The organism is Clostridioides sp. LIBA-6622 (assembly GCF_056716095.1).
Genome location: NZ_CP196998.1, coordinates 2600938 through 2621095 on the forward strand (window position 1 = coordinate 2600938; position 20158 = coordinate 2621095).

The window sequence follows — 20158 nt, forward strand, 5'->3', positions numbered from 1 at the left end:
GTTTAAATATTATATCTATTAGAAATTCGTGAATAAAAAAGCATACAATTTGTCACTAATATACGAATCTTAATATAACAAAAAATTTTGGACACCTCATTGGTGTCCTTTATATTTAACAAAAAACATCAATCATAGAGATTAATCACTTAAGTACTGAATATTAATTTATAGACAAACGGAAATTTGTCAATTACAATCTATCAATTTTTTGTTTTATTTTAAATTCACTTTATATCTTCATACTATAAAGGTTTGCCTCTTTCTCATCCCATAAAATAGGTATACTATTTCTAACTGCGATATGACATCTCTGACCTAATTTGAAATTTGGGAAATAATATTTAAATTTGGAATTGCCATACAAAAGTGCATCATTTCCTTTTTCTATTACAAAGATACATTCCTCAAGGTTATAAAGGATTTTTTGATAATTGTTTGCCTTGTTCTTGATTCCTTTTAATTTCTTCTTTTGTAAAAACAGTGATATCAGCTGTGACATCATGATAAGCAGATCAATTTCTTTCTGTGTCCATATACGCAATCCTGTACATTCATCAAAACCAATAAATCCAGTAAACACAGAATCTTCTAATATTGCACATTGTAAAGTGGAACATATTCCCTGTTCAGATAATATTTTTTTTTGATCATAAGGCAATATATTAATATCTCTACAGTAAAAAATAGAATCATCTCCAAACAATTGTTCGTAATTACCATACTCCTCGAAGTCCAAATTCTGAAGTCCATCTATCTCTGGAGTAATTCCTTCATTACACCACTCATATGTGTTAGATGTTGTAAGGTTATCTTCAGCATTTTCAAAAATATAAGCTCTGCTTACTTCAAACTGTTTCCCAATAAGACTCAAAACTTCTTTAATTGACTGATCAAAATTATTAGATTCATACAGTGTAGTGAAAACATAACCTACAATAGATATATTTCCATCTGCTTTCTCTGTTTCGATTTTTGTTCGAATTGAAGTGTAACTGCTGATTTTTTGTTCTAAAGATATTTCATCATAGAGCATGTAGTTGTTTTTTCCTTGTTTTTTCACTTGATAAAGTGCTTTATCTGCATTAGAATATAATTCTTTGAAATTAGGACCATTTTCTGGATAAAGTGAAATACCAATGCTACAGCTTATGGTAAAATTGTTTTTTTCATTTGCAAACAACTGTTGAAACATTTCAATAAGATCACGAGCTTTTTTTCTAGCGCCATCAGAATCGGAATCTTTCATAAATATGATAAATTCATCTCCACCAATCCTTCCTACAATGTCATTTGAACGCATAATCTGTTTCATTCCTTTAGCCATTTCGCAAAGAACCATATCACCTACAATATGTCCCTTCGTGTCATTGATAGTTTTAAAATCATCTGTATCAATCATAAACAAACAACCCTGCCCATTAGGTCTTTCCTGGATATAATCTTGAATCTGTTTCTCAGTTTCAACACGATTCAAAGCATTTGTTAGCGGATCTCTTTCTACCATGTGAACAAATGAATTGTTTTTCTTTTTCTCTATTGTCATATCCATACCAAAACAATAGATGGATGAAATTCCATCCATACTTTCTTTTTCATCTACATAGTATAGCGTAACTGCCCAAATTTTTTCTTCTTTCGTTCTGGTATATACTTTAACTTCCAATGCTACGCTATCTCCTGTTTCATCGAAATTCTGTGCTAATCGACTTACACGGCTAAAATCATCAAAATCTATACAATTGTAGTAAACATTTTCTTCTTTTATGTATTGCTCTTTAGTATAATCAAGCATTTCCAAAAATTTATCATTATACCATATAATAGATTGATGATCATTTGCATCAATTCTTATAGTCGCAATTGGTAAAGCTATTTGATAAGCAATGCATTCATCAGGATTGATTCTATCTTTTCTCTCAGAAAAAACTGATGATGCATCTACATTTGGTAAAATAGATTTCCTTAAATCATCTTTATTAAATTTATAATTTTTCTGTAATGATTGTTCTATTTTCATGCTATTCAATCCTTTCCCCTTTTATACATTAACATGTGATTTATTATATGGTTTCTGTTATGTTTTTATTTTACCATCATATATTTATATTTACTACCCCAAACATCCTTAGAGTGCTTTCAAACTAATTTTGTGCACTACTATTCATCTACCCAATACTTTTCTCTTCATATCATAGTGTAGTATATAAAATGTTCAACCATATAAGTACTCTAAAGTTATGTCGTCTTAAATGATATAAACTATTCTCCTTAAAATCTATAAGTTTTATTATTAAATATTTTATATATTTTTGTAGTAAACTAAATCAAAATAATTATTTGTTATAAATTTTTAATAATTATGAAACTCATTTGTTATTTATATTTGTTAATATATCTTTATATCCAAGAAGCTAATGAATCTAAAACAAGGTAAGGAGCGTGATAAATTATACTAGACATTTTCATAAATTTTTAAGTTCCTATTAATATAGATATCTATAGTTCAATATTTACTATGTTCATTAACAATATAAAAATACTAGTTTTATTTCATAATGAATATACTCACTGTTTTCTAATACCTATTTTTAGTATAAAATAAAAATTGGTTAAAATAAAATTTCAAGGGGGATTAATAAATTGACTCAAAACATATTGGTCGTGGATGATGATAAGGAAATAGTTGATGCTATAGAATTCTATCTTAGACCTGATAACTTTAATGTTTTAAAAGCATACGATGGATTGGAAGCATTAGATATATTAATTGAAAATGATATTAAATTAATAATAATGGATGTAATGATGCCAAATTTAGATGGTCTTAAAACTACACTTAAAATAAGGGAGAAGAAGAATATACCTATAATCCTTTTGTCTGCAAAATCAGAAGATATGGACAAAATCATAGGTCTTAATATGGGTGCTGATGACTATATAACTAAGCCATTTAATCCACTAGAACTTTCTGCTCGAGTAAAATCTCAACTTAGAAGATACATAAATTTAGGAGATTTTAGTAATTTAAACAATTCAAAGAATACTAATTATATTCTAAAAAGTGGTGGTTTAGAGTTAAATACAGACACAAAAATAGTTTCTTTAGATGGCGAGGAAGTTAAGATGACACCTATTGAATATAAAATACTTACACTCCTTCTATCAAGAAAAGGTAAAATTTTTTCTTCTCGTGAGATTTATGAAAATGTCTGGAACGAAGATGCTTACAGTTGTGAAAGAACAGTTGCTGTTCATATTAGAAGAATTCGAGAAAAAATTGAAATTAATCCGAAAGAACCAAAATATTTAAAGGTGGTGTGGGGTATTGGTTACAAAATTGAAAAACTTAATTATTAATGATTCTAAAGCAAAATTTATTTTATTATTATTACTATTTCTATTAGTTTCTATATTATTTGAAGCAGTTTATGATTTAAATAATAACTTTATTCGTAATGCTGATTATTATTATAGAGAACTTGCTATACCTTATTTTTATTTTTTTGGTACTCCTTTACATTTGTCAAAAATAGAATTAGAGTTTGTCTGTATAGGTGTTATATTATCGAGTTTTTTATTGACTATACTATGTTTTATATTCTATAAAAAAAACAAACAAACTAAAATCAAATTCCTAGAAAATATCATAATTCTTTTTTCTAAAATAAAAATAGAACTTACACTTATATTGATTTTGATACTACTAGCATTAAGGTTACATACATTTTTAAATACTAAAATGTTCTACAATACTAATTTAATAATCTATGATTTTATTATTATATCTATAGTCTACATAATATATGAAAGTATTAAATATAATAGCTATAATCTAAAAGATATGTCTATAACATATGTATTCTTTTCAAACTTACTTAATATGTATAATAGAAAAACTATAAATAAAAAATTAGCTATAGTATTTTTAATATCTATAGTTATACAAGCTATTATACAGTATCTGGTTTTAATATTCTTTATGGATATATATTATGCTAATGCAATAGCTATAGTAATTTTATTTACACTTATAAACACAGTTTTTCATTTTTATATATACAACTTTTTATCTGTTAAGTTTAATTACATAAATAATATATCAAATAATGTAAAAAACATTGAGAATGGAAATTTAAAATACAAGCTAGAAGTAATAGGAAATGATGAAATATCTACCTTAGCCAAAAGTATAAATAATATAACAGATGGACTTGAAGCTGCTGTAGATGCTAATATAAAAAGTGAAAGGATGAAAACAGAGCTAATTACAAATGTATCTCATGACTTAAAAACTCCACTTACATCTATATTAAGCTATGTAGATATGTTAAAAAATAATGAATTTGATAAAGAAACTATAAACGATTATATAAATATTTTGGATAAAAAAGCACAAAGATTAAAGTTATTGATAGAAGATATATTTGAAGCTTCTAAACTCAGCAGTGGTGATGTAGAATTTAATATAACAAAAACTGATATAAAAGAACTTTTAATTCAAAGTACAGTAGAGTTTGAAGATAAAATTCAAAAGAGTGATTTAGATTTTATAATAGAAACACCAGAACAGTCTGTATTTGCTATGATAGATGGTAAAAAGACTTGGAGAGTCTTTGAAAATCTAATTAACAATATATTAAAATATTCAATGCCAAGCACTAGAGTCTATATAGATATGCTCACAGAAGAAGAAAATATAGTATTAACATTTAAAAACATTTCAAATGATAAACTAAATCTAAAACCAGAAGAACTACTAGAAAGATTTAGAAGAGGTGATGTAGCTAGAAAAACAGATGGTTCTGGTCTTGGTTTATCAATAGCTCAAAATATAATCGAATTAGAAAATGCAAACATGCAAATAATTATAGATGCTGATTTGTTTAAGGTGGCACTTACTTTCAAAAAAATTAATTAATATAAAAGTGTATGAGGTTGTAATTGCACGTTATCTTGTCAATTACAACCTTATATAATAACACTTCCAATATATATCTTTTTAATATATAGTCCTATTTCTTCCTAGTTTTTTAGCTTTATATAATTTCTTATCTGCTTCACTTAAGAACATTTCAAAGGAGGTAAAATTTTCCCATTCAGAGATGCCAATACTTACAGTTATTTTATTTCCAATATTTTCGAAGTTATATTCAAATAAATTGCTATGGACTTTAGATTCTATATACAATGCTTTCTCTATGTTTTCTGTTAAGATAATAAACTCATCTCCACCATACCTTCCAGAAAATAAATAATGAGATTCAAATGATTGAACCATGTGACCTATCCTTCTTATAACTTCATTACCTACTAAATGTCCATAATTATCATTTACACTTTTAAAATTATCTATATCAATTATCATTATTGCATATTTTTTTAAATTTTCTTTAATAGCTTTTCTTATATTTCCTATAATTGCTCTCTGGTTTAATAAACCTGTCAACTCGTCAGTGATGGCTAATTGCTGAAGTTTTTTATTTGCCTCTATTAACATAACTTTCTGTTCTTCTATTTCCTTAGTTTTTTCATGAACAATTGCTTCTAATCTATTATTTTCTGCTTCCATCAAACTTATTGGAAAGTATTCACCTACCTTCTGTAAATCATTTGCAACAGAAGTATGAACACTAATTATTAGTATCTCACCTTCACATTCAACACATAAATAGGTCACTCTTATTTCTACTTGAAAGTTATAGCCTTGCCTAGTTTTTTTGCCAACCAGATATTCACCAAATACCATGTATAAATTTTTTGAATATTCTCTAATATCCAACCATAATTTTTCTATGCTAAAACCTTCTGGAGACTGTTTTACATATGCCTCTAATAAATGTTCTACTTCTTCTATACTATTACCTATTTCAAACTTTCCAGTACCAACCCAACAGATGTTTTTATGAAAAAAAGACATGCATTTTTTTACATTTCTCTCTACAAAATATGAATTTATAAATTCTTCAACTCGATTAATATATTCACTTTTACCCATAGTATTATTATCCCCTTATCATTCAACTAAGGTTATTATATCATGACATTGTATTTTTGTTTTAAAAAAGAAAAAAACCTCCTTGGAGGTCTCTTTCTAAATGTTGGGGTTTATATTTACATATTTTTTGATTATACCTTTTTGGTTTGATATTAATACATTTTAAATTATATTTCTCTATAATTCATCATGTATTTCATCTCTCTGTATTTATAATATCACATAGAGTTTCCATAATCAGTTACATCTCTGTTACCTAAGATTACAATTTTGTAATATTTGTAATCTTAGGTATAAATTTACATCCATTCTTTAATATAAATATATGCTTTTTATTAATCTTAAAGACCTTTTAAATCGTATTTTCCTAAAAAAGTTTTTAGCTTAGAATAAATTTGTTCTGCCCCATCAATTTTATTCGATTCAATATTCAAAGCCAATAATGGTTCATGTAGTGATATTCTAAGTAAAAACCAGCCCTCACCATTTGATTCATTACAATTAACTCTTATACCCTCGAAATTATTTGGTGCTACAGACCATCCATCAATACTTCTAACATGAGAATCTAAATCTTTTAATATATCTTCTGCATATGGTCTAAAATCTTCTTTATTAATACCTATTCTAACTTCCTTTTCTTCTTTTGCTTCTTCAAGATTTTCTATTAATTCTTCTATAGTTTTTCCTTCTAAAGACAGTTTTGCTACTTTTATTAAAATTTTAGCTATTAAGTATGCGCCATCATCTAAGAAATAATTTTCTTTTAATGCTGCATGTCCAGACGTCTCTATAGCTAAATGGCATTCTTCTCCTTCACTATTTAATCTTATAGCTTCATTTATTACATTTTTATATCCTCTTTTAAATCTATGATGTCTTCCCCCTAATTCATTTATGAACTTAGCAAGACCTTCAGAAGTAATAGAATCAGTTACTATAGCTGTTTTTGGATGTTCTTCTAATATTATTGATGATATAACAGCTATAAGAGCATTTTTATTTATTGGTTTTCCATTTTTACCTACAATAGCAGCTCTATCTACGTCTGTATCAAATATTATTCCTAAATCACTCTTATTATCAACTACAGCTTTACATATGCTTTCCATAGCTTCTTTATTTTCAGGATTAGGTATATGATTTGGGAACATACCATCTGGGTTCAAAAACTGACTGCCTGTTGTATCTGCTCCCAGTATGTGTAAAACTTTTTCAGCAAAGAATCCTCCAGCTCCATTTCCTGCATCAACTAATATCTTAAGTCCAGAAAAAGGCTTTTCATAATTTTTACTTGAATTTACACCTTTTCTAATTTTATCTATTAATAAATTAGAATAGTCTTCTATTAAATTTTTTACTCTAACTTCACCTTTTTTATCTGATTCTTTACAGTCTACACTAACACTACTAATAGCTATATCCAACATTTCTTTTATATCAGTTTTTTCTAGCCCTCCATTTTCTGTAAAAAACTTTAAACCATTATAGTAATATGGTAAGTGACTAGCTGTAATCATAATCGACCCATCAGAATTATATCCTTCCATAATAGTTGTCATAAACATTGCTGGAGTTGTAGCAATATCACAATCAATTACATTACAATTGTCATTAGTTAAAGTTTCAATAACAGTACTTCTAAATTGGCTTCCAGTTATCCTAGAATCAGTTCCTATAGCAACAGTTACTTTATCCTTCTTAGTCTTTTCTTTTAGCCAAATATGAAATGCTTTAGCTATTTTTCTTACTTCCTCTACAGTCAGATTAACATCCTTAGAATCATTTTCATATGCTATTCCTCTAATATCAGTACCATTTTGTAGTTTATATAGGTCACTCATAAAAAATTCTCCTTACTTAACTAAAATTTTTATTAGATATTATAAAAGTTCTTGTTTGTATATTAACTCTTAATTGTTAAACAGAAACATCTTATAATTTTATCACATAGTTACTTTATACTTTCTTTTAGCTCTTTTATCTTATCTTTATATGAAGTTGGAGGTTTGTCATTAAATAAAGCTGAAGTACCAACAACATATATATCTACTTTTTTACCATTCATAAGCTTGATAGTATCCTTATTTATATTTCCATCAACCTCTATAAAAGGAGGATTATCATAATCTTTTAGTATATCTGTAAGTTTATCCAACTTATCTAATACAGAAAGATTAAATTTTTGACCCGCAAATCCTGGATTTACTGTCATTACTAAGATACCCTCAACTAAATCTATATATTCTTCTATTTTATCCACTCTTGTTTGAGGGCTTATTGCTAACACTGGTCCTATACCATAATCTCTTAACTTTTGTATATCTGCTTTTACATCTGTACTTGATTCTACATGAAAAGAAATATATTTTGGCTTTATATAAGACATCATATCAATATACTTGTCTGGAGTTTCTGTAGCTAAATGAATATCTAATGGTATTGTTGTATTTTCACTTATTGATTTTAATAGTTCTGGCCCCATAGCTAAGTTTTTAACGAATATTCCATCCATAACATCACAATGAAGTAATTTCACATCTGCTTCTTCAAGAGCTTCTAATTCCTTTTTTAACTTCATTTGGTCTGCACACATTATTGAAGCACAAATAATAGACATAACTTTCCTCCTCATTATAAATTCTAGCTACTTATAAGTTTTCTTTTTCTATGTCATCAATCATTTGCAATCTTCTTGCATGTCTTTCTCCATTATAACTTGAATTTAACCATTCTTCAACAATTCTCATTGCCAATCCTTTTCCAATAACTCTTTCACCTAGGCAAAGTACATTTGTATTGTTATGTTCTCTAGTAGCTTGAGCTGAAAAGCAATCTGAAACAACAGCAGCTCTAATTCCCTTAAACTTATTGGCTGCGATAGACATACCAATTCCTGTTCCACAACAAAGTATACCTAAATCTGATTTTTTACTTTGAACATTTTGACTTACTTTCTTTGCATATATTGGAAAATCTACACTTTCCTTTGAATTTGTACCTACATCTTCAACTTCTATACCTTTATTTAATAAGTTTTCTTTTATAAATTCTTTTAATTCATAACCACCATGGTCGCATCCAATAGATATTTTCATTAAACAACACCTCTTTCGTAATTCTTTTACTTATATTTATAATATTTTTTAATTATCGTAAAAATAAAGCTGTCCCATTGTAGAAATTTCTTTCTATTTTTAAGACAGCTTTAGTTGATTTATATTAAAATCAATTTATTATTAGACATATTTATATCTATAATAATTCTTTTATATTTTTTACTATATCTTCTGTAGTTAATCCATAATGTTTTAATAAATCAGCTGGTGTACCTGATTGACCAAATACGTCTTTAACACCAATTCTTCTAATTACTACATCTTTAGTTTCTGCTAAAGCTTCACATACAGCTGAACCTAAACCACCTATTATGCTGTGTTCTTCTGCTGTAATTATTTTTCCAGTTTTCTTAGCAGTTTCTTTTATTAAAGCTTCATCTAATGGTTTTATTGTAGACATATTAATAACTTCTACATTTACACCTTCTTTAGCAAGTTCTTCTGCTGCTTCTAAAGCTTTTGCTACCATTATTCCTGTAGCTATTACTGTTATATCAGAACCTTCTCTTAAAACAGTTCCTTTTCCTATTTCAAATTTATAGTTTTCACCATTTATATCAGGAGTTGCAGCTCTACCTAATCTTATATACACAGGTCCATTATAATCAATAGATGCAAGTATAGCCTGTCTTGCTTCTAAACCATCTGCTGGATTTAATACAACCATATTTGGTATACCTCTCATTAGAGATATATCTTCTATAGCTTGATGGCTACCACCATCTTCACCTACTGTTACACCTGCATGAGTAGCTGCTATTTTAACATTTAAATTTGGATATGCTACAGAGTTTCTTATTTGCTCATAGCCTCTTCCTGCTGCAAATATTGCAAAAGTACTTGCAAAAGGTATTTTTCCACAAGTAGCAAGACCTGCTGCTGTACCAATCATGTCACCTTCTGCTATCCCCATATCAAAAAATCTATCTGGGGCAACTTCTTTAAATGTTATACTTTTTGTAGCTTTTCCTAAGTCTGCATCTAATACTACTATATCTTTATTTTCTGCAAGTTCTTTTAACACTTGTCCGTAAGCTTCTCTAGTTGCTATTCCCATTTCTATAGACCTCCTTCTAAATCTTTCAATGCTTGTTCTGTTTGTTCTGCATTTGGAGCTGTTCCATGCCATGCAGCATTGTTTTCCATAAATGAAACACCTTTACCTTTTACTGTCTTAGCTATTATTACAGTTGGTTTTCCTGTAACTTTTTTAGCTTCATCAATTGCATTTCCTATTTCTTCAAAAGAATGTCCATTTATTACCATTACATTCCATCCAAAAGATTTGAATTTGTCATCTACTGGATTTACATTCATTACTTCTTCATTAGAACCATCTATTTGTAATCCATTTAAGTCAACAAATGCAATTAAATTATCTAATTTGTAATGTGATGCTGTCATTGCAGCTTCCCATATTTGACCTTCTTGGATTTCTCCATCACCTAATATAGTATACACTGTATAGTCTTTGTTATCTAATTTTCCTGCAAGTGCCATACCATTTGCTACAGATAGACCTTGACCAAGAGAACCAGTAGACATATCTATTCCTGCTACTTTTTTCATGTCTGGGTGACCTTGTAACTTAGAACCAAATTTTCTTAACGTTATTAGTTCTTCTTTTGGGAAAAATCCTTTTTCTGCTAATGTGGCATATAAAGCTGGTGCTGCATGACCTTTTGATAGAACAAATCTATCTCTATCATCCATTTTTGGGTTTTCTACACATACATTCATTTTCTCAAAATACAATACTGTCAATATGTCAGCTATTGATAATGAACCACCTGGATGTCCGCTTTTAGCTTCTGCAACCATTTTTATTATGTTTTTTCTAATGTTATTAGAATGATCTCTAAGAGTGCTCATACTTTCTTCCTCCTGTTATTTTTTAAGACCTTACATTTTTTATCCTACAGTAGATTTTACAATTTTTTTTAAAATAATACAAATGTTTTTTTAAGATTTTACTGCTACTTTTATTTCTTCTCCGTTCATTAAAGCTGTAATACCCTCTTTAAATTCGTCTAAATTAACAGTTCTTGTAACTAAAGCTTCTGTATTTACTTTTCCACTATTCATTAAATCTAATGCTATAATCCAAGAACTAGGCTTTTGTGACCTACTTCCTATATATTGTAATTCTCTTTGAACTATTGCATCTTGGTCCATTTCATTTAGTTTCTTAGCAAATATTCCAACTTGAACAAAAGTACCTTTTTTTCTAAGTAATCTTAAAGCTTCATTAACTGCTGGCATAAATCCAGAACAATCAAAGGCTTTACTTACTCCGTTTCCATCAGTCATTTCATTTACTACATCTGCTAAATTTTCTTCCATTACATTTACTGTTCTATCTACACCAAGATTCTTAGCTATTTCTAATCTTTCTTTATCCTTTGTAACTCCAGACATTATAACTGTAGCACCTTGAGATTTAACAACTTGAGCTAATAATAAACCAATTGGTCCTGGTCCTATTATTAAAACTGTATCATTACTTTCTATAGTAGTCTTTTCAAGAGCTGCATGAACACAACAAGCTAGTGGCTCTGTAAGAGCAGCTGATAATAAAGATACATTTTCAGGAAGTACATGTATACTTTCCTCTCTTGACAACACATACTCAGCAAAACTTCCATTTACTTGAGTACCAATACCTTTTCTTGTTGAGCATAAGTTATAATCTTTAGTTGCACAGTATATACATTTCTCACAAGTTGCAAAAGTAGTTTCTGATGTAACTCTATCTCCTACTTTTATATTTTTAACATCTTCTCCTATTTCTACAACAATTCCAGAAAATTCATGTCCTAATGTTACTGGAGCTTTTATGTTTGCATATTCTCCTTTAAATGAATGTATATCTGAACCACATATACCACTATATTCTACTTTTATTTTAACCTTGTCTCCTGTAGCTTTTGGTTCTTCTACTTCTAAGACCTCTACATTATCATAACCTGGTTTAGTTTTAACTACTGCCTTCATTATTTTTCAACCCCTTGTGGTAAAATTAATATCTTATTAAATTCTTCTTTTCTATCTCTTATCATCTCAAATGCTTTGTAAGTGTCTTCAAGTGAGAATCTATGAGATACCATTTCTTTTAACTTTATTTTTCCTTCATTAACTAGATTGATTCCTTTAGTCCATTCTTGTCCTGGGAATGGTGCAGAATAAGAATTCCAGAAACCTTTTAATTCTAGTTCTTTTCTAAATATATTTTCAAATGCTTCTTCTGATAAAGTTATATCTGAATATGCTATTCCTAAAAATCCTATCTTACTTTTCTTTTTAGTTATAAGTAAACACTGTTCTTGAGTTATTTTTGAACCTGCACATTCAAGAGCTATATCAACACCTTTTCCATCAGTAAGTTCTTTTATTTTTTCTACTGGGTTAACATCTTTAGCATTGATTATTATATCAGCCCCTAATTCCTTTGATTCTCTTAATTTATTATCAGATATATCAACTGCTATAATTTTTCCTGCTCCTGCTATTTTAAGTCCTTGGATTACTAATTGTCCCATTGTTCCACTACCCATTACTGCTACAGTGTCTCCAACTTGAACACCTATATTAAGTACTCCATGCATAGCAACTGCTAATGGTTCTATCATAGCCGCATCTTCAAAATCCATGTCTCCTATTGGTAACACATTTGTAGCTTTTATATTTGCATACTCTGCAAAAGCTCCAAAAGTCTTAGCTCCTAACATTCCATGGTCATCACATAATGAAAATAATCCTCTTTTACAATATTCACATTCATTACAAGGTATAAAAGGAATTGCAACTACTCTATCTCCTACTTTTACATTCTTTACATCATTACCAACTTCAGCAATTATTCCAGAAAATTCATGTCCTGGTATAGCTGGAACTGGATATTTCCAATGTTTTAATACTCTTGGAGGATCTGACCCACATATTCCTGCTGCCATAACTTTTATTTTTACTTCATCACTTTCACATGGTTTTATTTCTATATCTTCAAATCTCATATCATTTGTGCCATGTAATACTGCTGCTTTCACGATAAATCTCCTCCTCTTGTATTTTGTATTTTTTAAAAATTTATAAAAAATATTACTCTTTTCTAGTAGCTGCCAAATGTTAAATTTTCGCATACTTTACTAAAAAAGAGTAATCTCTATTAACTACATATTAGAATATTCCAAATGAAGAAACTAATTGAGATAATTTCAATATTCCCCATTTTAGTAAGTTACCACCTGTATCTATACTTGTAACCATTGTTGTTCCTTTTGGCATCATATCTGCTTGTTGTAATAATTGTGTATGAACATCTGCAAAGTTTGTAGCCATATAAAGTGATATAGCTATTACTATAGTTCCTGTTATAACTGATTGAACTATATTACCTTTTCTAAAACATACTATAAATGCCATATAGAATGGTATTGTAGCTAAGTCTCCAAATGGTAAGACTTTATTTCCTGGTAATATAACTGCTAAGAATAGAGTTATAGGAACAAGTATAAGAGCTGTTGATATAACTGCTGGATGTCCAGTTGCTACTGCTGCATCCAGTCCTATATAAAGTTCTCTGTCTCCATATTTTGCTTGTAAGAAATCTCTTATTGATTCTGAGATTGGAATTAAACCTTCCATTAATATTCTAACCATTCTAGGCATAAGTAACATTACTGCACCCATTGATATACCTACATTGAATATTCCTGCTACATCATATCCAGCAAGTGCTCCAAGTATTATACCTAATATAATACCCATCATCATTGGTTCACCAAAGATACCAAATCTTTTTTGTATAGACTCTGGGTCTGCTTGTATCTTATTTATTCCTGGTATTTTTTCAACAAATTTTCCTACTATATATCCAAGTGGAGCAAATGAAGCTGTTGAACCAGTTGGTAATGCTATACCTTCTAAATCGTAAAATTCCTGGACGTTTTTGGCTGTTTTTTCTGCAATAAATAGTACCAATAATTCCATTAATATCGCACAGAATATAGACCAAATATAACTTCCTGTTACTATATATCCAACTGCACCTGCTACTATAAAGTGCCAATAATTCCATATATCAACGTTTAATATCTTTGTTTTATTGAAGTATAATAATAGTAAGTTCACTAATAAACAAACTGGTATTAATATTGGTGCAACTGGTGAAGCCCATGTTGCTGATGCTGTTGTTGGCCAACCAACATCTATTACTGTTAAGTTAAGTCCAAATCTTTCAACCATTCCCTGAGCTGCTGGCCCTAGTGTTGAAGTTAATAGGTTTACAACTAAGTTTATACCCACAAATCCTATACCAATTGTAAGACCTGACTTTAGAGCTTTTGTAAACTTAATTCTAAATATCATTCCTAAGACTACAATTGTTATTGGTAGTATTACTGTTGGTCCCATGTTTAAAATGTATTGTACTACTGCTAATAATTTATCCATTTATAAATCCTCCTTTTTCTGTTTTATAAAATATGATTTCAATGTATTTATGATAGGATTATTTTAAAGCATCTAATATCTTCTTATCTAATGCTGCTGTATTTACTCCAGTTATATATGCTGTTGCTTTTATTGCTGGTATATTATAAGTTGTTGGTAATATAGTTGTTGATACTATTAAATCTGCTCCATCTTGCTTTGTTGCACATTCAGCTATTTTGCATTGTATAACTTCTGCTTGTATATTGTTTTCCTTAACTAATCTCTCTACCTTGTCACAAACTACTGTTGATGTTGCTATTCCTGCTCCACATGCTACTAATATTTTTTTCATTTTTATTTCCTCCCAATGATTTTATTTTTCTATTTTTTATTTTTAGTACTTTTATTTTTTATTTTTATAAAGACTTTATTGTCTTTAAAACTTCTTCTTTGTCAGTAGAATTTATTAACTTGTCAACTAACTCTTTATTTTGCATAATTCCCATCAATTCTGTTAGTACAGATAATTGACTATGTGGTTGATTAAGCCCTAATACAAAAGCTAAATTTACAGGCACTTTTTCATCTTGGTCTTCCATAGAACTAAATACTACTGGTTCATTAAAAGTACAGACTGCTATAAATTGTTCTTTTATATATTCTGCATCTGTATGTGGTATGGCTACTCCATAATCACCTAAATTTAAACCTGTTGGAAATACATTTTCTCTTCCTAATATTTTTTCTCCAAATTCTTCTTTTACAAAGCCTAGTTCAAAAACTTTATTATGTATTTCTTTAAAGAAATCTTCTTTTGTTTTACACTCCATTTTAAGGTTTATAACTTTATCACTTACAAAATTTATAAACTCCATATTTACACCTCCTAATTGCGCTTATCTTATATCTTGTTTTTCTTGCCTTTATATAAAGCATGTCGCGTGCCAAAAAGTGGCTTTTTTTGTGAAATAAAAGAAAATGTTTTCCTTGAGATGCTACTCTATTATAGGATTTTACCTAACTTTCATTGATAAATTTTTTTTAATTTTTATTTTAATTTTTACTTGTTAATCACTTAACTAACCATACTTTTTTATATTTTTTGTGGTTTTTTTTGTTACAGAAATGATTTTTTTGTTTTTTGTTAATGGCTTTTTATGTTTAATAACAAATTTATAGAATTATTCATTCTATATAATTTAATTCAACATACTTTCTCTATTTATTCTATTTTTATATGAATGAATTTTCATATAATTGTCCAGTAAAATTCATTTTTAGCATAAATAAATTCATCTATTTTCTTTATTCATATAATAAAATCAAGATGTCAACATGAAAACTTAATATGAAAAGGTGGTAAACTATGAAAAGAAAAAATTTATTTAAGATTGTATTTTTATGCAGTGCGTTATTCGTTTTTGGAATTTTTGTTAATCGAGTCTTTGCAAATCAAAACAAATCAAAACCAACGCTAGATATTTCTATAAATGGTTATGATATAACACTTTCTAAAGAAGGTATTTTTAATAGTCAAAATGTAAATCAACTTAATTCTACTAACCAAAATAGCATAGAAGTAAAAAACGAGGATAAAGCAATTATCGTAAAAGTAAATGACAAAGAAATTGATATATCTAAGAACTCTACTTTTGAATTGAAAGAAATAAATAGTTCCTCAAAAATAAAAATATCTGTTATGTACAAAAATGAAAATTCATACAGAAATTATTATATAAATTCTCTTTCAAAAAACTTTCCAAAGTACAATGTTACTGCAAATAGTCCTTATGATGGTGATTATTATCTTACTACACACAATGAAGAATATAATTTTGTATTTAAATTAAACAATAATGGAAACATAATTTTTTATAAAGAAGTCGAATCAAATCCTTTTGATTTTAAAAAAATAACTACAGAAGATGGTAAGATTAGATATGGATACTTGTTACAAGATAAAGACTCAACAAAAAGAATAAATGCTGTCGGATATTCACCAACTTATCTTGTAATCTTAGATGAAAATTATAATGAAATAAATAAAATTACTATGGAAAAAGGTAAAAATATAGATGCTGGTACTGAATTAGAAAATCATGACTTTATATACATAAATGACAATCACTATATTGTTTCTAGTTATCAAAAAGTTAAAGCAACAAATATTCCATCAAGTCTAAGCAAAGGAAATTCTCCTTATGTTGTAAATAGTGTATTACAAGAGATAAAAGATGGAGAAGTTATATGGCAGTGGGAAAGTATTGACAACCAAAAACTATATTCAGAAAGTGTTGAAAATAATACTTTTAGCCAAAAAAGTGATTCAGCTTTAGATTATGTACATTTTAATTCTATGACTATTGACCCAAATGATGGAAATTTGATTTGTTCATTTAGAAATTTAGATGAAGTTATAAAACTAGATAGAAAAACAGGAGAGATTCTTTGGACATTAGGAGGGTTAGGAGATGAGTTTAACTTAACAGATAATCAAAATTTCTCAAGACAACATAATGCTAGAATTACAGAAGATGGATACATAACCATATATGATAATGGTGTAAAAAATAAAGACACAAGAGTTATTAAAATAAAATTAGATGAAGAAAATAAAAAAGTTACTGAATATAATTCATATAGTATAGATGACTACTATAAATATATGGGTTCAGTCCAAGAAATAGATAGTGATAAAAATGTATTTTTAATTGGTACTGGAGGAAAAGCTGGAGAAAGTCAGGATTTAGTAGCTATGGAAAAAGACTTTTCTAATGACAAAGTTTATTTTAAGTTCTCATTTAAAAGTGGCGAAAGTATGTATAGATGCTATAAAATTCAGTAACAAATTTATCTTAAGATAAATTATAAACTTAAATTAATACAATTCCTGCAAGTAAGATAAATTCATTATTTCTACTTGCAGGATTATCATTTTTGATTGATACTACTCAACATTTTTTATAAAGCTTACACTTCCTTGCGCTTTTTCTCCTGTTACAGTAACTTTATATGTTCCACTTTCATTAATCTTTACTTGAAATGAACTTGTAGGAACATTTTTACTTTCATATATAGGTTCTGAACTATCCTTCTGTATTAAAGCATTTAATTTACCAGAGTCACTCTTTATTTCAACATCTATTACATCATCTTTTTCTAATTCTAATAACTGTGAATCTGTAGTATCAAACATGCTGTATTTCATTATAAGTTCACTAGTATTTCCTGTCCTGCTACCATTAAAATCCACTCCTTTACAAGCTGTCAAAATAATAATAAAAATCATTATAAAAATAATAAAATAGCTTTTCTTCATAAATTTACCTCCAAATTAAAATATATTTATTGATTACATTTTTACCATACATATATATTGAATCATTCTATAGATTAATTTTAATATAAAAAGCAGGTGTCAACTCTTATAAGTTATAACACCTGCTTAAATATTAGAAAATCACTATAATACCATATTATTGGTATTTTCTTGTCTACAGTGTTTAATTTCTTATATTCACTAGATAACCCTATTTATTTGGTTTATGTATAAACATCACAATACATGTTTCTCTTTTATTACAGTGCTTTATTAATCCATAATTGTATGTATCTGTATAATTCTAAAATATTATAAATTAATAAAAAAAAATTATTGTTTGCCATATATCTTCAGTTAAGTTTTTAAGGCTTTGCTATCACAAATCTTTGGTCTTCACTAGGAGAAACACTTTTTTGTTTCTCTATATATTCTGTTATTATATCAGTAATTTTAATGTTTGTCTTATCACATTTTTTAATGTATTTGTCTGGAGCGCTATAATCCATAATAGCAATTGAATACGATTTATTTACATCTATAGAATCTCCTTCTGCTGTTGTAATCTTTTTAATTCTTTTATCAGGTTTATCCGTCGGAGAGTACTCCATTTTAATCCCAGAAAAATAATAAAACCATCCACTACTGTTATTATCAACAGTTATAGAATGTTCTAAAGTATTAAGAAGGTCTTTACCAGTCATACTTATCTTCCATAGTGTTCCAGTCTCCCCATGCTTTAAGTCAGGAAATATCCGCTGTATATCTGTTGTAGTAACATCACCTTTATAAAGCTTTGCACTAACTCCTTTACCATTATAGCGACCATCTTTACCATTATCTAAAAATAATGCAATTTCACATCCACTTTTAGCACGCATCGCATCTGTTATAAGATTCCCTGTTTCAATCATAGAAAAATCTTTTTTAGCATTTCCAATTACCTTAGGACTTATAGCTTTTGAAGAAGATGTGCTCTGTTTATCAACCATTTTTATAACATCATTTTTATCTAATGTCCCCTCTATCATTCCAGCAAGACCATCACGCAATGAGTCTTGTATATTTTTAAAAGTAGGAAAAATAGCATATCGTCCATGTTCTAGAGCTGGTAACAATGGTTCTATTTCAGGTTCACTTGGTAATGGCATCCCTTTTAAACTTGAAAACATACCACCAGCATCACTAGCTAATGCTTTTTGCCCTTCAGGCATACTAATATAATTCATCAACTGCATCACTAAATCATATTTTTCTTTATTTTCTGATTCAGTTAAATGCTTATTAAGACCAATATAACAAACCATATATAATCTAGCCCAATCTCCGTCTTCACCTGGGCTAAAAAACGGCATAAGTGCAAATTCATCAGTAGACCCAGTTTGAGAAAAAGCTGAACGTGCCAGTAAATTAGAATCTTCTGTCATAGCACATTGACGAGTAAACAACATATTTTGACTATCTTGATAATGTAGATTTAAGTCATTCTTCTTCAGTACACCTTTTTGGATAAGTTCCTGAAAAACATCTAAAGAAGGTTTAAAGTGGTCACCAAAACTTCCACTTCCATTGTTATAGTTATCAAGCCACTTAGCATCTTCAGGTTTACTAAAACTATTTGCATAGTTAAAACCAATAAATGGTGTATCCAATACTTCTTTATTTCCAAGACTCAATTGTAAGGAACGTATTCCTGTTTTCTCAATTTTTTGACATATTTCAATAAACTCATTATAATTTTTAGGCACATTCCAACCATTTTCTTCAAATAAAGTTTTATTATATACAATAGCACGTATAGTTGCAGGTCCTGGTAAATAATAAAGCTTTCCATCTCTAGTTATAGGCTTAAGCATAGATGTATTATACTTACTGGTAAATGTCATACCAGACAAATCAATAAGTCGGTCATCCCAATATTCCTCTCCTACATCTAATGGCCAAGTCATAACTATATCAGTTAAATCATCATGTTCTAAACGTGCTTTATATTCCTCTGCTAGAGTAGTATTAGCTGTGTAGTTCCCAACTTGGACAATATCAATATTAGGAAATTTTTCTTCAACAGCTTTTTCAAAATTGTTAATTGAAAAAGCATACTTAACCAAAATAGTAATAGGAGTTCGATTATCTTGGGTTACTTTTTGTGTTGGAATATCTTCTGTTTCATTTTTTGCGCATCCACAAGTTATAAAAGTTACAAAAACACTAAGTAAAATTAATACCAAGGATAGTTTGATTTTATAAAAGTGTTCTAGACATTTAAGCTTCAAACATTGTAACATATAG

Annotated in this window: 17 protein-coding genes; 3 read left to right on the top strand and 14 right to left on the bottom strand. The window is 28.4% G+C overall.

The window, feature by feature from the left end:
* Nucleotides 1–232 precede the first annotated feature (232 nt).
* Entirely contained in the window at nucleotides 233–2020 is a 1788-nt protein-coding gene (locus ACTG47_RS12335; RefSeq protein WP_479924779.1) for a GGDEF domain-containing protein, read from the bottom strand.
* 623 nt (nucleotides 2021–2643) lie between these two features.
* On the opposite strand from ACTG47_RS12335, the gene ACTG47_RS12340 reads away from it, so the two are divergent.
* Both ACTG47_RS12340 and ACTG47_RS12345 read left to right on the top strand, forming a co-directional pair.
* Entirely contained in the window at nucleotides 2644–3360 is a 717-nt protein-coding gene (locus tag ACTG47_RS12340) for a response regulator transcription factor (protein ID WP_479924780.1), read from the top strand.
* The gene (locus ACTG47_RS12345) at nucleotides 3329–4921 is read left to right on the top strand and encodes a HAMP domain-containing sensor histidine kinase (RefSeq protein WP_479924781.1); all 1593 of its coding nucleotides are present in this window, start codon (nucleotides 3329–3331) and stop codon (nucleotides 4919–4921) included. The genes ACTG47_RS12340 and ACTG47_RS12345 overlap by 32 nt, the downstream gene beginning before the upstream one ends.
* An 81-nt stretch (nucleotides 4922–5002) precedes the next feature.
* Here ACTG47_RS12345 and ACTG47_RS12350 read toward each other — a convergent pair whose 3' ends face one another.
* From ACTG47_RS12350 to ACTG47_RS12400, 11 genes are all read right to left on the bottom strand, one after another.
* On the bottom strand, nucleotides 5003–5998 hold the full coding sequence (locus tag ACTG47_RS12350; protein WP_479924782.1) for a GGDEF domain-containing protein: 996 nt from the start codon (nucleotides 5996–5998) through the stop codon (nucleotides 5003–5005).
* A gap of 341 nt (nucleotides 5999–6339) precedes the next feature.
* Nucleotides 6340–7842, bottom strand: coding sequence for a phosphohexomutase domain-containing protein (locus ACTG47_RS12355; protein ID WP_479924783.1), 1503 nt, complete (start codon nucleotides 7840–7842; stop codon nucleotides 6340–6342).
* Between the two features lie 110 nt (nucleotides 7843–7952).
* On the bottom strand, nucleotides 7953–8618 hold the full coding sequence (locus ACTG47_RS12360; protein ID WP_479924784.1) for a ribulose-phosphate 3-epimerase: 666 nt from the start codon (nucleotides 8616–8618) through the stop codon (nucleotides 7953–7955).
* Nucleotides 8619–8649: 31 nt separating this feature from the next.
* Nucleotides 8650–9096 carry a ribose 5-phosphate isomerase B gene (rpiB, locus tag ACTG47_RS12365; RefSeq protein ID WP_169467731.1) on the bottom strand — a complete coding sequence of 149 codons (447 nt, stop codon included), beginning with the start codon at nucleotides 9094–9096 and terminating at the stop codon, nucleotides 8650–8652.
* A 157-nt stretch (nucleotides 9097–9253) separates the two neighbouring features.
* Entirely contained in the window at nucleotides 9254–10174 is a 921-nt protein-coding gene (locus ACTG47_RS12370) for a transketolase family protein (RefSeq protein WP_479924785.1), read from the bottom strand.
* A 2-nt stretch (nucleotides 10175–10176) separates the two neighbouring features.
* Nucleotides 10177–10989, bottom strand: coding sequence for a transketolase (locus ACTG47_RS12375; protein WP_479924786.1), 813 nt, complete (start codon nucleotides 10987–10989; stop codon nucleotides 10177–10179).
* A gap of 90 nt (nucleotides 10990–11079) precedes the next feature.
* Entirely contained in the window at nucleotides 11080–12111 is a 1032-nt protein-coding gene (locus ACTG47_RS12380; RefSeq protein WP_169467725.1) for a zinc-binding dehydrogenase, read from the bottom strand.
* Nucleotides 12111–13163 (bottom strand): galactitol-1-phosphate 5-dehydrogenase, encoded by a 1053-nt coding sequence (locus ACTG47_RS12385; RefSeq protein WP_169467723.1) that lies wholly within the window; start codon nucleotides 13161–13163, stop codon nucleotides 12111–12113. The genes ACTG47_RS12380 and ACTG47_RS12385 overlap by 1 nt, the downstream gene beginning before the upstream one ends.
* 130 nt (nucleotides 13164–13293) lie before the next feature.
* Nucleotides 13294–14568 (bottom strand): PTS galactitol transporter subunit IIC, encoded by a 1275-nt coding sequence (locus tag ACTG47_RS12390; RefSeq protein WP_479924787.1) that lies wholly within the window; start codon nucleotides 14566–14568, stop codon nucleotides 13294–13296.
* 58 nt (nucleotides 14569–14626) lie between these two features.
* Complete coding sequence (locus ACTG47_RS12395; protein WP_021385190.1) at nucleotides 14627–14902, bottom strand: PTS sugar transporter subunit IIB; 276 nt, start codon at nucleotides 14900–14902, stop codon at nucleotides 14627–14629.
* A gap of 64 nt (nucleotides 14903–14966) precedes the next feature.
* Nucleotides 14967–15425, bottom strand: a complete 459-nt coding sequence (locus tag ACTG47_RS12400; RefSeq protein ID WP_021385161.1) for a PTS sugar transporter subunit IIA — start codon at nucleotides 15423–15425, stop codon at nucleotides 14967–14969.
* A 491-nt stretch (nucleotides 15426–15916) separates the two neighbouring features.
* On the opposite strand from ACTG47_RS12400, the gene ACTG47_RS12405 reads away from it, so the two are divergent.
* Nucleotides 15917–17395 carry an arylsulfotransferase family protein gene (locus ACTG47_RS12405; RefSeq protein ID WP_479924788.1) on the top strand — a complete coding sequence of 493 codons (1479 nt, stop codon included), beginning with the start codon at nucleotides 15917–15919 and terminating at the stop codon, nucleotides 17393–17395.
* A gap of 102 nt (nucleotides 17396–17497) precedes the next feature.
* On the opposite strand, the gene ACTG47_RS12410 is transcribed toward ACTG47_RS12405, so the two are convergent.
* Together ACTG47_RS12410 and ACTG47_RS12415 are read right to left on the bottom strand one after the other, a co-directional pair.
* Nucleotides 17498–17869, bottom strand: a complete 372-nt coding sequence (locus tag ACTG47_RS12410) for a hypothetical protein (protein ID WP_479924789.1) — start codon at nucleotides 17867–17869, stop codon at nucleotides 17498–17500.
* Between the two features lie 365 nt (nucleotides 17870–18234).
* Nucleotides 18235–20154, bottom strand: a complete 1920-nt coding sequence (locus tag ACTG47_RS12415) for an extracellular solute-binding protein (protein ID WP_479924790.1) — start codon at nucleotides 20152–20154, stop codon at nucleotides 18235–18237.
* Between the last annotated feature and the right edge of the window lie 4 nt (nucleotides 20155–20158).

What these genes read in the sequence shown, in the direction of transcription:
- ACTG47_RS12335 (WP_479924779.1), bottom strand. Translation starts at nt 2,020, where the DNA reads ATGAAAATAGAACAATCATTACAGAAAAATTATAAATTTAATAAAGAT.
- ACTG47_RS12350 (WP_479924782.1), bottom strand. Translation starts at nt 5,998, where the DNA reads ATGGGTAAAAGTGAATATATTAATCGAGTTGAAGAATTTATAAATTCA.
- ACTG47_RS12355 (WP_479924783.1), bottom strand. Translation starts at nt 7,842, where the DNA reads ATGAGTGACCTATATAAACTACAAAATGGTACTGATATTAGAGGAATA.
- ACTG47_RS12360 (WP_479924784.1), bottom strand. Translation starts at nt 8,618, where the DNA reads ATGTCTATTATTTGTGCTTCAATAATGTGTGCAGACCAAATGAAGTTA.
- rpiB (WP_169467731.1), bottom strand. Translation starts at nt 9,096, where the DNA reads ATGAAAATATCTATTGGATGCGACCATGGTGGTTATGAATTAAAAGAA.
- ACTG47_RS12370 (WP_479924785.1), bottom strand. Translation starts at nt 10,174, where the DNA reads ATGGGAATAGCAACTAGAGAAGCTTACGGACAAGTGTTAAAAGAACTT.
- ACTG47_RS12375 (WP_479924786.1), bottom strand. Translation starts at nt 10,989, where the DNA reads ATGAGCACTCTTAGAGATCATTCTAATAACATTAGAAAAAACATAATA.
- ACTG47_RS12380 (WP_169467725.1), bottom strand. Translation starts at nt 12,111, where the DNA reads ATGAAGGCAGTAGTTAAAACTAAACCAGGTTATGATAATGTAGAGGTC.
- ACTG47_RS12390 (WP_479924787.1), bottom strand. Translation starts at nt 14,568, where the DNA reads ATGGATAAATTATTAGCAGTAGTACAATACATTTTAAACATGGGACCA.
- ACTG47_RS12395 (WP_021385190.1), bottom strand. Translation starts at nt 14,902, where the DNA reads ATGAAAAAAATATTAGTAGCATGTGGAGCAGGAATAGCAACATCAACA.
- ACTG47_RS12400 (WP_021385161.1), bottom strand. Translation starts at nt 15,425, where the DNA reads ATGGAGTTTATAAATTTTGTAAGTGATAAAGTTATAAACCTTAAAATG.
- ACTG47_RS12405 (WP_479924788.1), top strand. Translation starts at nt 15,917, where the DNA reads ATGAAAAGAAAAAATTTATTTAAGATTGTATTTTTATGCAGTGCGTTA.
- ACTG47_RS12410 (WP_479924789.1), bottom strand. Translation starts at nt 17,869, where the DNA reads ATGAAGAAAAGCTATTTTATTATTTTTATAATGATTTTTATTATTATT.
- ACTG47_RS12415 (WP_479924790.1), bottom strand. Translation starts at nt 20,154, where the DNA reads ATGTTACAATGTTTGAAGCTTAAATGTCTAGAACACTTTTATAAAATC.